Annotated in this window: 12 protein-coding genes; 6 read left to right on the forward strand and 6 right to left on the reverse strand. The window is 74.4% G+C overall.

The genetic code is table 11. The annotated features are described in order from the left end of the window. Positions 1-166: 166 nt before the first annotated feature. Both JK356_RS15185 and JK356_RS15190 read right to left on the reverse strand, forming a co-directional pair. Positions 167-982 carry an SAM-dependent methyltransferase gene (locus tag JK356_RS15185; RefSeq protein ID WP_201868473.1) on the reverse strand — a complete coding sequence of 272 codons (816 nt, stop codon included), beginning with the start codon at positions 980-982 and terminating at the stop codon, positions 167-169. Between the two features lie 99 nt (positions 983-1081). Beyond that, a complete protein-coding gene (locus JK356_RS15190) occupies positions 1082-2605 on the reverse strand; it encodes an alpha-L-arabinofuranosidase C-terminal domain-containing protein (protein ID WP_307815603.1) in 1524 nt (507 codons plus the stop codon). 354 nt (positions 2606-2959) lie between these two features. On the opposite strand from JK356_RS15190, the gene JK356_RS15195 reads away from it, so the two are divergent. The 3 genes from JK356_RS15195 to JK356_RS15205 all read left to right on the forward strand — a co-directional run bounded on the left by JK356_RS15195 (position 2960) and on the right by JK356_RS15205 (position 5722). Beyond that, on the forward strand, positions 2960-3691 hold the full coding sequence (locus tag JK356_RS15195; protein ID WP_201868474.1) for a hypothetical protein: 732 nt from the start codon (positions 2960-2962) through the stop codon (positions 3689-3691). Between the two features lie 40 nt (positions 3692-3731). Beyond that, on the forward strand, positions 3732-4940 hold the full coding sequence (locus JK356_RS15200; protein ID WP_201868475.1) for a serine hydrolase: 1209 nt from the start codon (positions 3732-3734) through the stop codon (positions 4938-4940). Between the two features lie 77 nt (positions 4941-5017). After that, on the forward strand, positions 5018-5722 hold the full coding sequence (locus JK356_RS15205; RefSeq protein ID WP_201868476.1) for a hypothetical protein: 705 nt from the start codon (positions 5018-5020) through the stop codon (positions 5720-5722). A 21-nt stretch (positions 5723-5743) separates the two neighbouring features. On the opposite strand, the gene JK356_RS15210 is transcribed toward JK356_RS15205, so the two are convergent. After that, the gene (locus JK356_RS15210; RefSeq protein ID WP_201868477.1) at positions 5744-6343 is read right to left on the reverse strand and encodes a Dps family protein; all 600 of its coding nucleotides are present in this window, start codon (positions 6341-6343) and stop codon (positions 5744-5746) included. Positions 6344-6621: 278 nt separating this feature from the next. On the opposite strand from JK356_RS15210, the gene JK356_RS15215 reads away from it, so the two are divergent. The 3 genes from JK356_RS15215 to JK356_RS15225 all read left to right on the forward strand — a co-directional run bounded on the left by JK356_RS15215 (position 6622) and on the right by JK356_RS15225 (position 8598). Next, positions 6622-7173 carry an SIP domain-containing protein gene (locus JK356_RS15215; RefSeq protein ID WP_307815605.1) on the forward strand — a complete coding sequence of 184 codons (552 nt, stop codon included), beginning with the start codon at positions 6622-6624 and terminating at the stop codon, positions 7171-7173. Positions 7174-7526: 353 nt separating this feature from the next. Then, complete coding sequence (locus JK356_RS15220) at positions 7527-8171, forward strand: hypothetical protein (RefSeq protein WP_201868478.1); 645 nt, start codon at positions 7527-7529, stop codon at positions 8169-8171. Beyond that, positions 8125-8598, forward strand: a complete 474-nt coding sequence (locus JK356_RS15225; protein ID WP_201868479.1) for a GNAT family N-acetyltransferase — start codon at positions 8125-8127, stop codon at positions 8596-8598. The genes JK356_RS15220 and JK356_RS15225 overlap by 47 nt, the downstream gene beginning before the upstream one ends. On the opposite strand, the gene JK356_RS15230 is transcribed toward JK356_RS15225, so the two are convergent. From JK356_RS15230 to JK356_RS15240, 3 genes are all read right to left on the reverse strand, one after another. Continuing rightward, positions 8588-9472 (reverse strand): MBL fold metallo-hydrolase, encoded by an 885-nt coding sequence (locus JK356_RS15230; protein ID WP_201868481.1) that lies wholly within the window; start codon positions 9470-9472, stop codon positions 8588-8590. The two genes, JK356_RS15225 and JK356_RS15230, sit on opposite strands and share 11 nt — an antisense overlap. Beyond that, positions 9459-10190, reverse strand: coding sequence for an alpha/beta hydrolase (locus JK356_RS15235; protein ID WP_201868482.1), 732 nt, complete (start codon positions 10188-10190; stop codon positions 9459-9461). Before JK356_RS15235 ends, JK356_RS15230 begins: the two co-directional genes overlap by 14 nt. A gap of 222 nt (positions 10191-10412) precedes the next feature. Further along, a complete protein-coding gene (locus JK356_RS15240; protein WP_201868484.1) occupies positions 10413-13040 on the reverse strand; it encodes an alpha-L-rhamnosidase in 2628 nt (875 codons plus the stop codon). Positions 13041-13168 lie beyond the last annotated feature (128 nt).

A 13168-nucleotide genomic window follows, 5' to 3' on the forward strand; every position in this document is an offset into this window, starting at 1 on the left:
CAAGCGCGACGACGTCGAGGACTACATGGCCGTCATGGACAGCCTCTGCGCCACCGCCGAACCCCAAGGCAGGACCGGCGCCATCCTCGCCGCGCTGCGCCCGGACGGCGAGCGCGGGGCGGGCTAGCGCGTGCCGCCGCCCCGCGCCCCGGGCCGGGCGGCGCGGTCAGGGCTTGAGGGCGACCCCGCCGTACTCGATCCACTCGGTCGTCAGCTGCTTGGGCGCCAGTTCGGAGTCGGGACGCCAGGTGCTGATCTCCACCAGTCCGGGGTCGAGGATCTCAAGGCCGTCGAAGAACGCCTGCACCTCGTGCTTCTCGCGCACCCGACCCCAGTTGCCGCGCGTGCTGTCGAGCATGGAGTCCGTCATCTTCTGGCGGATGGCCGGGTCATCGCTGACCAGCTGGTTGATCACCAGGAAGCTCCCCGACGGCAGCCGGTCGGCCACCCGCCGCACCAGCCCCGCCGGGTCGTCCTGGTCCGGGATGCAGTGCAGCACCGAGACGAAGAGTGCGGCGACCGGCTGTGACAGGTCGATCAGCCGCGTCACCTCCGGGTGGGCGAAGATCTTCTCGGTGTCCCGCATGTCCGCCTGGATCACGGCCGTGCGGGTGTTCTCCTCCAGCAGTGCGCGGCCGTGGGCCAGGACGATCGGGTCGTTGTCGATGTAGACCACCCGCGACTCGGGATCCTCGCGCTGCGCGATCTGGTGCACGTTGTCCTGCGTGGGCAGCCCCGAGCCGTGGTCGATGAACTGCCGTACCCCGTAGTCACGCGCCAGGACGCGGACTGCCCGCTGCAGGAACCTCCGGTTGTTCACCGCCAGCGGCCTGGTGCTCGGCGCGTTCGCCTCCAGCCGCTCGAACGCCTCGCGGTCCGCCGCGTAGTTGTCCTTGCCCCCCAGTGCGTAGTCGTACATGCGCGCCACGCTCGGCACGTTGATGTCGACCTCGGGCTGCGCGCCCGTCCCGCCTTCCGTCATACCGTCCGCCTTCCCGCAGCTGATCCGTTTCGTCAGGTGAAACGCTGTGCACCGAAGGGTAAGTGACGGGTCGTCGGGCGCGCACCGCGGGGGCGTCAGTCAGTTCAGCGGTGCCCGCACGGTGACGAACGAGTGCGGCGGCAGGACCGCGCGCAGGGTCGTCGCGGTCACCGTGACGTCCGTGAAGGGACGGGGCACCACGGTGTCCGGTGCCTCGCTGGTGTTGTGGTCCTGCGGCCGTTCGGCGGTCAGGATCCGGGCGTGGGGCTCACCGATGGTCCGGCCGCGCAGGTCGAACGAGACCTCGGCCGGCTCGCGGGCGTCCAGGTTGCTCAGCGAGATGAGCACCTGGCCGTCCTTCGTGCTCGCCGAGACCGACAGCGTCTCCACCTCCCGCTCCCCGGCGGCGCGCCGCGGCGCGGGCTCGGTGAGGTGCACCGTCAGCGACGCGGCGTCCTGGTGGTGCTTGTTCATCTCGAAGACGTGGTAGCTGGGGGTGCGCACCAGCCGCTCGCCGTCGGTGAGCAGCATCGCCTGGAGGACGTTCACGGTCTGCGCGATGTTGGCCATCACCAGGCGGCGGGAGTGGCGGTGGAAGATGTCGAACGTCGTGGCGGCCACCAGCGCGTCGCGCAGGGTGTTCTGCTGGAACAGGAAGCCGGGGTTGGTGCCGGGCTCCACGTCCCACCACGTGCCCCACTCGTCGCACACCAGGCCGACCGTGGCACCCGGGTCATAGCAGTCCATGACGCGGGAGTGCGCGGAGATGACCTCGTCCATCTCCTGGGCCGCCGCCAGCGTGCGGTAGTAGTCCTCCTCTGTGAAGCTGGTGGCGCTGCCCTTCGCCTCCCACGGCCCGGTGAGCGTGTAGTAGTGGAACGAGATGCCCTGGTAGTAGGGGCGCGGCTGCTTCTTGCAGCCCAGGCAGCTGAGCGCCTTCATCAGCGTTTCGGTCCAGGTGACGTCCGCGTCGGCGGCGCCGGCCGCGATCCGGTACAGCTTGTTGCCGTCATGGTCGCGGCAGTAGGTGGCGTACTGCCGGGCCAGGTCGGCGTAGTGCTCGGCCCGCATGTTCCCGCCGCAGCCCCACGCCTCGTTGCCCAGGCCCCAGAACGGCACGCGCCAGGGCTTTTCGCGGCCGTTGGCCTTCCGCAGCCGGACCATCGGGCTGTCGCCGTCGCGCGTGAGGTACTCGACCCACTCGCTCATCTCCCGCACTGTGCCGCTGCCGACGTTGCCGTTGATGTACGGGTCGGCGCCCAGCAGTTCGCACAGCGCCATGAACTCGTGGGTGCCGAAGTGATTGTTCTCCTCGATGTTGCCCCAGTGGGTGTTGACCATCACGGGCCGCTGCTCCTTGGGGCCGACGCCGTCCCGCCAGTGGTACTCGTCGGCGAAACAGCCGCCGGGCCAGCGGAGGTTGGGGATGTTCAGCGCCCGCAGCGCCTCGACGACGTCCAGGCGGATGCCGCCCTCGTTCGGGATCGGGGAGTCCTCGCCGACGTAGAACCCGCCGTAGATGCACCGTCCCAGGTGCTCGGCGAAGTGGCCGTAGAGGTGGCGGCTGATCACCGGACCCTCGATGTCGAGGTTGATGATCGCGGTGGCGGCGCGCTCGGGCACGGATCGGCTCCTTGGGCAGTCAGCGGGAGGGGCGGCAGGGTGTTTTATCGATACAACACAGCGGTCGGCCGCGGTGTCAAGATCCGCTCCGGCGCGCCGGGGGCCGGGCAGCCGCGGACGTCGGGCCCACCGTCTGGGTCCGCCACCGCCTGGATCGCGGGGACCTCTCCCGGTAACCGGTTGCCGCCGCGCCGCCCGCGGTGCTTGGGTGGCGGACATGACCGAAGCGCCCAGTGCCAGCGTGGAGTTCGCCGCGCTGCTGGCCCGGCTGCGGGAGCGGCGCGGCGTCATCGGCGCGGTGCTGACGGGCTCGCGGGCGCGCCAGGCGCGGCCACGCCCCGCTCGGACTATGACGTGCTGCTGGTCACCGAGGACGGCGCGGAGGCGGACGCCGCCGCCGAACTGCGGCGCGGTGCCCGGCTCGACGTGTGGGCACTGCCCCTGAGCGAGTTCCGCGCCCACGCCCTGCCCGGCTCCGGCAGCGAGTGGAACCGGTACACCTTCGCGCACGCCGTCGTGCTGCGGGACACCCCCGACGGGCTGCTCGCCCGCCTCGTCTCCGCCAAGGGCCGCCTGACGGCCGAGGAGGCGGCGCGCGCGGCGCCCGCCGCGCTCGACGCGTTCTGCAACGGCGTGTACCGCTCGCTGAAGAACGACCGCGACGGCGACCCGTGCGCGGCCCGGCTCGACGCGGCGGAACTGGCAGTCCCCGGTTTCCTCTCCTACGTCTTCGCCTGCGAGCAGCGGGTCCGCCCCTTCAACAGGTACCTGCGCTGGGAGCTGCGGCACCATCCGCTCAGCCGCCCGGAGTGGGCGGCCGAGCGCCTGCTGCCGCTGCTGGAGGAGACCCTCACCGCCGCCTCGCCCGCGCCCGGCCTGCGCGCGATGTTCAACGGCCTGGAGCCGCACGCCCGCGCGGCCGGCCACGGCCCGGTCCTGGACGGCTGGGGTGAGGACCTGCTCCTGATGCGCGGGGTGCCGGACCGCGGCGCCCCGTCGCAGGCCGCCCCGGCCGGGGGACAACCCCACCCCGCGCTGTCGGGCCAGCCGCATGGAGCGGGCCGGTGCCCGTCCGTAGCGTCGTGAGCACGTGGAGAACAGCCGGGACGACGGCGGGAGACGAGGGATGACGAGCAAGCGCGCGACGGTTCTCACACGGCTCGGGCTGGCGGCGGCGGTGGGCCTGGCGGCCCTGGTGACCCAGGCGGTCACCGGCGGCGCGTCCGCCGTGTCCGGCGACGAGGACACCCTGCGGCGCGACGTGCGGGCCATCACCGCGGCGGGCGCGACGGGCGCCATCGCCGCCACCCAGTACGCGGACGGCGAGACCGCGTGGGCGCGCGCCGGCACCGCCAGCCTCGAAGAGGAGCGGCCCGTGCCGCGGAACTCTTACCACCGCATCGGCAGCAACACCAAGACCTACACCGCCGTCGTGGCCCTGCAGCTGGTCGCCGAGGGCACGCTCAGCCTGGATGACACGGTCGAGGAGTGGCTGCCCGGCCTGGTCACCGGAAACGGCAATGACGGCAGCCGCATCACCCTGGAGAACCTGCTGCGCCAGACCAGCGGGCTGGCGGACTACACCGACGTCCTCTTCGGCGACCCGGACGTGCTGACGCCCGAGGGGTACCGGGAGGGGAGGTTCGACAGCCGGACGGACGAGGAGAAGGTCGCCCTGGCGATGACGGTCCCGCCCAGCTGGCTGCCTGACGCGGCGGACCCGGGAGCCGAGACCCGCTGGGAGTACTCCAACACCAACTACCTGCTGGCCGGCATGATCATCGAGGAGGCGACCGGGCACAGCTGGGAGCGGGAGGTGCACGAGCGGATCATCGAGCCGCTGGGCCTGGAACACACCTTCACGCCGGGCACCTCGCCGTACGTGCCGCAGCCGACGGCCACCGCGTACACCCGGTTCCCCGGGGAGGAGGAGCTGACCGACACCTCGCTGGCCGCCGACGGCGGCCCGGACGGCGGCATCATCAGCACCAACCAGGACGTGAACACCTTCCTGCGCGCGCTGATGGACGGCACGCTGCTGCCGCCGGAGCAGCTGGCCGAGATGCAGCGCACGGTCCCCGCCGAGGACTTCGCCGGCCCGGGCACCGAGTACGGCCTGGGTATCGCGTGGGCGCCGCGCTGCGGGGACGGCGAGGGCTTCTGGTTCCACGGCGGCACGTCGTTCGGCACGACTTCCGAGACCGGCGTGACCGAGGACGGCACGGCCGCCGCCAACGCCGCCGCCTTCACGACCGATTTCGCCGACCAGCAGGCGTTCGAGGAACAGGCGGCGGCCGCCCAGACCCTGGTCGAGCACGCCCTGTGCGGCGACTGACCGCCCGCACGGCCCGGGCGCAGACGAATTCCGCAAGACCCCGTGAGCTGACGGCGGCGAGCCGCCATAGTGGCCCGGTGGCCCAGAATCTCATCGCCGGATTCAGCGTGTGCGTCGCCCTGGGCGCGCTCGCCGTCAGCTACTTATCCCACCGCGGCCAGGTACGGGCCCAGGCGGCCATCCGCCGCCGGGAGGCCCGGGTCGCGGCCCGCGAGCGGGAGGTGGAGCGGCGCGAGGGACGTGTCCAGGCATCGATGATCGAGGTGCGGACGGTCGCCGCCCGGTCGCCGCTGCACGAGGGCTGGACGACGTACCGGCTGGTGCTGGTGAACCCCGGCGACCAGCCCGTCACGCGCCTGACCGCCTCCTACCGGGGGCAGGCGGTGCCCGGGGTCGCCGGCCCGCTCGGACCGGGTGACCAGCGTTCCTTCCACCTCGCGCGGGTGGCGGACGGCGAGGGGCGGGTGCCCGAACCGCACGATCTCACCGTCGGGTTCACCGACGCCGCGGGCACCCGCTGGCGGCGGGAGGGAAGCGGGGCGCTGCGCCGCGGCGACCCCCGGCCGGACGGGACGTGGGAGTGGCGGGACCCCGGGGAACCGTTCCCCGCCGGCGCTGCCGCCCTCGCGCCAGGCACTCCCGCCGGGCCGGCGCGGCCGGCGGACCAGGCTGCCGCGGCCGCCGCCCGCCCCGGCGGCGCGGGCTCCTCGTGCCTGCGGCTGGCGCTGGCGGCCGCCGTCGTGGTGACCGTCGCCGTGGTGATGGTGTTCGTGCTGGTCTGACCGGCCGCCGGGAACGGGGGGTCAGGCGCGCACCAGCGGCGTGTCCACCAGGTGCTCGGCCACGAACCAGCTCTGGAGCTCGCCGGTGCGGATCACGTCGGAGACGAGCAGATCGTTCGTCCCGTCGTCGCCCAGCTCCTGGGTGCGGGCGGCGGCGTCGTGGGAGTCGGTCAGGATCGTCTCGTGGGCCTCCAGCAGGCGCGAGAGCATGGCGGGCACCTCCTCCGCGCCGTTCGGCGGGCGCGGAATGGTCGTGATCTCCGCGACGTGGCGCGGGTCGCCGACCGCGATGCCGCCCAGGGTCTGGATCCGCTCGGCGATCGAGTCGATCAGTTCGAGCTGCTCGTTGGCGTGCTTGTCCAGCAGCAGGTGCAGCTGGTAGAAGGTCGGGCCCCGCATCAGCCAGTGGTACTTCTTGTACAGCGCGAACAGGATCTGGCTGTCCGCCAGCACCTTGTTCAGACGCTGGCAGGAGTACAGGCGCGTTTCCTCCGGCAGCGCCACCGGGAACTGCTTGACGGTGCCGAACTCCTGTATGACGCCGCTGGTCTGGTGCAGCCACGGCTGGCTGCCGTCGGGGTGGTGCTCGGAGGAGGCGGACGGTCTCGGGCTCGCTGTCACGGCGGATCTCCTTGGAAAGGGGACGTGATGCGGGGCAGGGCCCCTGCGTCCGAGTCGAGCAGCACCCCCGCGGGCCCGCAAACGCGCGCCGGAACCCACCGCGCGCCGCTTCCCGGTGCTGCGGCCCCGCGCGCCTGGTCACGGAGGCGGCCGCGCGGCTCCCGCCCCCGCGCGGGCGCGTTCCGCCAAGCGGGTGGGGGAACCCGGGGCGGCACCGGCCGCAGGGCGTCTTGCCGGCAACCGTCGGCGTGTGAGGTCAGCCTTGCCTGGACGTCGTCGTGCACGGCGACGCGGGGCTGGCCGGCCCCTGGGCGCGGAAGGCGCGGCTGGGCGACACGCTGCGCCTGCGGGGCCCGGCGGCGCCTACCCCCGATCCCGCGGCGACTGGCACCTGCTGGCGGGCGACGAGAGTGCCCTGCCCGCCATCGCCGCCGCCCTGGAGCGGCTGCGGGACCCAGGCGTTCCAGGGCCCGGCACAGCCCGTCGTCCGGGCCGTCATCGAGGTGGCCGGTGCGGACGAGGAGCAGAAGCCCGGCGCGCCAGAGGGCGCGGAGACCGTCTGGCTCCGCCGCGGCGGCGCCCGCGTCGGCGGGCGGCTGGCCGAGGCTGTGCGCGCGATGGACTTCCCGGACGCGTCCATGCCTTCGTCCACGGCGAGGCGCGCTTCGTCAAGCGGCTGTGCCGCTACCTGCGTCTGGACCGGGGCGTGCCGCGCGAGGACATGCCGGTCTCCGGCTACTGGCGCCTGGGGCACGACGAGGACGGCTGGCAGGCCTCCGAAACGCGAGTGGAACGCGCAGGTGGAGGCCGAGCAGGAGAGCGGAGCCTGAGAGAGATCTGAATACCCCTGTGATAAGGGGTGAGTTGACGCCTTCTTCACAGTACGATGCGGTCTGCCTCGCGCCAGCGGGGCTCCCAGCTCCCTTCGAGCAACCTGCGAGAAAGGCAGACCGCGCGTGGACGAGGAACTGGAAGAGGAGTTCGCCGAGGAAGTGCTGGACGAGGCCGAGGACGCCCTGGAAGACATCGGCCTCGACATCGAACTCGACGGGGACTGACCACCCCCGGTGCCACCGCCGCCCGGCCGCCGCGCCTGCCGGGCGGCGCGGTGTGACGGGCAGCTGTGGCAGGGGCTCCTCGGCCGGCCCGGCCAGGGCCGCAGCGCGCGGGGGAGGAGCAGGCGATGGGGACGGCGGCGCGGGTGCTACTGGGGGCGGCGGGCGGGCTGGCCAGCGCTGTTGCGGTGACCGGCTCGGGGCTGCTGCTGGCCGTGCCGCTGCTGTCAGGGCCATCCGCGCTGGCTCTCGCCGGCGGCGTGACCGGCATGGCCGTAATCGTGGTAAGCGCGGGCGTCACGCTGCGCTTCGCACGCTGGTGCGTGCTGCCCCTGGCGGGCGTCCAGCTGGCTCTCATGATGACCGCGGCCGTGCTGCTCTCCGACGCCGTGCTCGACCAGCGCGGCGAGCAGGTGACCGCCGTCATCGAGCGGGTCCGCGCACGGGAGTCGGTGAACACCGGCCAGACCTCCGCCGTCTGCGACGTCCGCCTCCCGGACGGGAGCACCGCCGAACTCGACGGTGACGGCTGCCGCCACGCCGGGCCCGGCGACCGGCTGGAGGTATACCAGGACCCGGAGGGCCTGGTGCCGCCGCGGCATAGGACGCGCATCACGGCGCGGCAGTACGCGGCCGCCCTGGCGGCCGGCGCGGGAGCAGTGACCGCGCTGGGCGCCTGGACCGGCGCGCGGGCCGGAAGCGGTGCGAGGCAGCAGGAGGAGGCTCATGGCGGACAGCGGGCGCGTGACGGTCAGGCCGGGACGGCCGGGTGAGGCCGCCAAGCTGAGCGCGCTGGCGCTGCGCTCCAAGGGGCACTGGGGCTACGACGAGGCGTTCCTCGCGGCATGCGCGGACGAACTGACCCTGCGCGAGGAAGACATGACGCGGCGCCGGGTCACGGTGGCGGAGCGGGGCGGTGACGTCCTCGGCTTCGCCACACTCGAAGGCGATCCGCCGGAAGGCGAACTCGGCATGCTGTTCGTCGCCCCGCCCGCCATCGGCCGGGGCATCGGCCGCCAGCTCTTCACACACGTGGTCACGGCCGCGCGCGCCGAGGGGTTCACGCGGCTGTCGCTGGACGCCGACCCGCACGCCGAACCGTTCTACCGGGCCATGGGCGCCGTCCGCACCGGCTCCAGCCCTTCCGGTTCCATTCCGGGCCGGCTGCTGCCCCGCATGACCGTCACCCTCACCTCCTGAACGCGGCCCCCGGCGCGGCCCGGCCGGTTCCCTGCCGCGCCGGGCGCGGGCGGGGCGGTGCGGTGAGCACGGTGCCGTCGGGGTGAGCGGCGGCGCCGCAGCGGGCCAGGATGGCGTCGAGTTCGGGCCCCGGCGGGTTGCCGCAGCCGAGCGAGACGGCGACCACCTGGGTGTGGTCGTCGATGGCGCCGCGCGCCCGCAGTCCGCCGACCGTACCGGCGAACGCCTGAAGGTTGTGGTGCTCCGGATAGGCGGGCCGCAGGCCGTCGTTGCACTCCAGGAGCACCACGTCGTAGCCGGGCGCGGCCGGGTGGTCGGCGGGCGGCAGCGGTGCGCCCGTGTCCCAGGCCGCCAGCAGGCGCTCGTCGACGGCGTACAGCAGGGCGGGCCCGACGTGCGGGTCGCCGGGCCAGTGCCGGGCCGGCAGCGCCCGCACCGTGTGCCCGCTGGCCAGGCGCTGGCGCTGGCCCGCGCGCAGCGGCGTGAACGTGAACGGCCCCTCGGGGTCCACCCACGGGCGGCACACCTCCAGCGCGGCGGGCGGCCCGGCGATCTCCAGCGGTGCCACGCGGCCCGCGTGCTTGAAGGCGCAGTACCGCCAGAACAGCGGCTGCGGGTCGGCGTGGTCGGGATGGGCGTGGGTGAACAGCACCGTCCGCACCGCATCGAGGGGAACGGCGGCGTTGCGGACGTTGCCGGTGTCGATCAGCAGCGTGTCGTCCACCAGCACGCAGGTCTGGCCGCGCGCGGCGCCCGGTGTCCGGCGCGCCCAGGCGCAGGAGCGGCAGCGGCACCACGGGTTGGGCCAGCCGTCTCCCGACCCCGTGCCGAGCAGCCGTATCCGCATCGGCCCCGGGCCGTCAGCGCCAGCCATGCGCGCGGAACCACTCGGCGCACCAGCCGGTCCAGCGGGACACCACCGGGTCACCGGTGGCGAGCCCGACACCGTGCCGCCCGTGCGGCAGGACGTGCAGCTCGACCGGTACCCCGGCGGCGGTGAGCGCCTCCGCGTAGCGCAGGGAGTGCGCCACATCGACCGCCTCGTCGTCGGCGGTGTGCCACAGGAACACCGGCGGGGTGTGCGGGTCGACCGCCAGCTCCCGCGACGCGGCGCGGCGTTCGGCGGTGGTGGCGTCCTCGCCCAGCAGCGCGGTCAGCGAGCCCAGGTGCGGCAGCTGGCTGAACGAGATCACCGGGTAGCCCAGCACGGCCAGCGCCGGGCGGTCCGCCGCCTCGACACCCGGACCGCTGGCCAGTGAGGCGGCCAGGTGCCCGCCGGCTGAGAAGCCGAGCACGCCGACGCGGGCGGGATCGACGCCCAGGCGCGGGGCGCTGGCGCGGATCGCCCGCAGCGCGGCCACCGCGTCCGTCAGCGGGGCCGGGTGGCGGTGCGGCGCCACCCGGTACCGCAGCACGAACGCGGCCAGACCGAGGTCGTTCAGCCAGCGCGCGACCGGCTCGGACTCGTGGCTGGCGTGGTTGAGGTAGGCGCCGCCGGGCAGCACGAGCACGGCCGGGATGGGGTCCTTGCCGCGCGCGGGCAGCGGAAAGGCGGTGAGACGGCCGGTCAGGCCGGGCTCGGTTGCGGTCATGCTCCCTCGCCGATTGGTCGCTGGGCACGGTCAGGGCGCCTCGCGGGAGGCACCGGAAGCGTAGAACGGCGGCGGACGGAACGCGCCAGCGGCCCCCGCCCGTCCGGCCCGCCTGCTCCGGCCCGCGACGACGGGTGAGAACGGCGCTGCGCCTCCCCGCCCCGGCACCGCCCGGCACGGCACCCGGGGCAGAACCGGGGCAGCACGGGGCGGGGAGACACGTCACGGCAGCCGGACCGTGAACTCGTAGGTTCCGCCCGGTACGTCGGCGACGAGCGCACCGCGTTCCCGGTCCGGCAGCAGCCGCACCGCCTCGGCCGCCGCCAGCGGCACCCCCGACTCCCGCACCGCCGCCGCATCCCCGCACGGCAGGTGCACGCGGGCGGTCGCGCCGACCGGCACCTCGGCGCGCAGTGTCAGGACGCCGCCGCGGCGCCGCCAGGCCACGGCCGCCGGGCCGCGCGGGGTCCGCACGCGGGCGGCAGCCGCATCCAGCAGGCCGGTAAGCGCCGGGCGGACCAGCAGCCGGTCGCCGCCCGGGGCCGTCACGGCCAGGCCCGCGACGTCCTCGAACAGCCAGTCGTCCACGGTGCCGAGGAAGTAGTGGCCCCGGGAGCGCGACCCGAGGCTCCAGTGCTCCCACAGCGACGTCGCGCCGTGCCGCAGCCACAGCCCCCAGCTGGGGTACTCCTCCTGCCGCGCCACGGCCAGCGCCCGCGCCGCGTGGCCGTGGCGGGTGAGCACCGGCAGCAGGTACTTGGTGCCTAGCGCACCGGTGTTGAGCCGGTCGCCGCGCGCGGCGACGTCCTCGGCGACCAGGGCGGCCGCGCGGTCGCACTCCTCGCCGTCCAGCAGCCCGAAGGCGATGGCGAGCAGGTGGTGCGTCTGGCGGAAGCCCCGGTCGCCCTCACCGCGCACGCGTCCCGCCGCCGGGTCGACGAAGCGGGCACGGAAGGCCGCCCGTACCCGCGCCGCCTGGTCCGCGCACCACGCCGCCCTCCTGCCGTCGCCCACGGCACGGGCGGCGCGGGCGGCCGTCCGCAGCATCGCGTACAGGTACGCGGTCGCCGGAACGCGGACGTCCTCGGGCTGGTTGCCGCCCTCGGGCCCGGTCTCGGGGCCGACCCAGTCACCGAGCGTGGAGGTGGCGATGCCGTCGGGGAAGCGGGCGAGTTCGAACCGCAGGTACTCCTCGATGCCCGGCAGGTGCGCGCGCAGCACGCGCTCGTCGCCGGTCGCCTGGTACAGCCACCACGGGATGAGCACGTATGCGGCGTGCCAGACCGGCGCCGGGTCCCAGGACAGGTGCCAGCCGCCGTGCGGGGCGATGACCTCGGGAGCGCCGCCGTCGCGGCGGGTGTCGGCGATGTCGGTGACCCACTTGGCGAGCAGCTCGTGGACGTCGAGGTTGCGCAGGAACAGCTCGGCGCCGAGCATCCCGTCGCCGGTCCAGCCGTTCTTCTCGTACTTGGGGGTGTCGGTCGGCAGGTGGTGCAGGTTGTTGAGCACGGTTTGCACCGTCAGCTCGTGCAGCCGCGTCAGCAGCGGGTCCGAGCAGGTAAAGCTGCCCGTGACCGCCACGTCGGCGTGCACGATCTTCGCGGTGACGTCCCCGGGGCGCGGCGGCGCCCCGCCGGGCCAGCCGGACACCTCCACGTACTGGAAACCCTTGTAGGTGAAGCGCGGCTCCCACCGGGTCTCGGTGTCCGCGCCCGCCGACGTCACCTCGTCCTGCTGGAACCGGCCGTCGTACCAGCCGTGGGGGTCGTCGTAGCGCGGCAGCCCGTCGGCGTCGAGCCGCTCGCCGTACCGCAGGGTGACGGTGTGCCCGGCGGGGGCGGTGAACCGCACGGCCGCCCAGCCCGCGATGACCCGGGGGAAGCGCAGGACGTAGACGCCCGGGCGCGGCTCGGTGACCTCCTCCGGCAGCAGCTCGCCGAGGACGCGGACCGGCTGCTGCCGCTGGTTCTCCAGCCGCCCGGCGGGCGCGGGCAGCACGTCGGCCGCCGCCCAGCCGGCGTCGTCGTAGCCGGGCAGGCCGTAGCCGGGGCGCTCGTAGCGGGCGTCGTAACTCTCCCCGCCGTAGATGTCGTCGTAGCGCGTCGGCCCGTCCGCCGCCCGCCACGCGGCAGAGGAGACGACGGTGGTGGCGCGGCCGGTGCGGCCGGTGGCGCGCAGCAGCAGCCGCAGCCGGGGCTCGCCGTGCCAGGGGGCGGTGTGCCAGTCCCAGGTGTTGGGCGCGGTCACGCCGAAGAAGCCGCGGCCCAGCTCGGCGCCGAGCGCGTTCGGCCCCGGGCGCAGCAGGTGTGTGACGTCGTGGACCACGTACTGCACGCGGCGGGTGTAGTCGGTGAAGCCCGGGGAGAGCACCTCGTCGGCCACAGGGCGGCCGTTCAGCGTCACGCGGGCGTAGCCGCCGGCCGCCACCGCGAGGAAGGCGCGCTCCGGCGCGGCGGGCAGGGTGAACGCGTGGCGCAGCAGCGGCGCGGCGCCGTCGCCGGCCGCCCGGCCGATCCACTGCGCGCCCGCCCAGTCCGCCTCGCTGGGCAGCCCGGTCACGAACCACGAGGAGGCGGTGGCCGTGCCGTCCGTGGTGGTCACGGTCACCGTCCAGACGCAGCGGGTCAGCGCGGGCAGCGGCGGCCCCTCGTAGGCCACCTCCGCGCAGCGGTCCGAGGCGACGGTGCCGGAGTCCCACAGCCGCTCCTGCCCGGCGCGGACCACCACCCGGTAGGATAGCTGCGCGGCGCCGCGCCGGTCCGCGGTCACCACCCAGGAGAACCGCGGCGTCACGTCGATCCCGGTGGGGGTCTGGCGGTGCTCGGTACGCAGGTCGGTCAGTCGCGCCATCGGTCACTCCCGTTCGCGGATGAAGTCAGTTGCGGCCCAGGGCCCCTGCCGTAACCCTGCCCCCCGGAAGCTGCCTTGTGCCCCTGTCCGCTGTGCGCGGCCGCCCGGCCCCAACCGCAGCCGCACGC

Origin of the sequence: Streptomyces sp. 7-21 (assembly GCF_016741785.1) — a bacterium.
Classification (GTDB): Bacteria; Actinomycetota; Actinomycetes; order Streptomycetales; family Streptomycetaceae; genus Streptomyces.

Coding starts and splice junctions, on each gene's coding strand:
- JK356_RS15240 (WP_201868484.1), bottom strand. CDS start 13,040: ATGGCGCGACTGACCGACCTGCGTACCGAGCACCGCCAGACCCCCACC.
- JK356_RS15185 (WP_201868473.1), bottom strand. CDS start 982: ATGACGGAAGGCGGGACGGGCGCGCAGCCCGAGGTCGACATCAACGTG.
- JK356_RS15235 (WP_201868482.1), bottom strand. CDS start 10,190: ATGACCGCAACCGAGCCCGGCCTGACCGGCCGTCTCACCGCCTTTCCG.
- JK356_RS15230 (WP_201868481.1), bottom strand. CDS start 9,472: ATGGCTGGCGCTGACGGCCCGGGGCCGATGCGGATACGGCTGCTCGGC.
- JK356_RS15225 (WP_201868479.1), top strand. CDS start 8,125: ATGGCGGACAGCGGGCGCGTGACGGTCAGGCCGGGACGGCCGGGTGAG.
- JK356_RS15200 (WP_201868475.1), top strand. CDS start 3,732: ATGACGAGCAAGCGCGCGACGGTTCTCACACGGCTCGGGCTGGCGGCG.
- JK356_RS15220 (WP_201868478.1), top strand. CDS start 7,527: ATGGGGACGGCGGCGCGGGTGCTACTGGGGGCGGCGGGCGGGCTGGCC.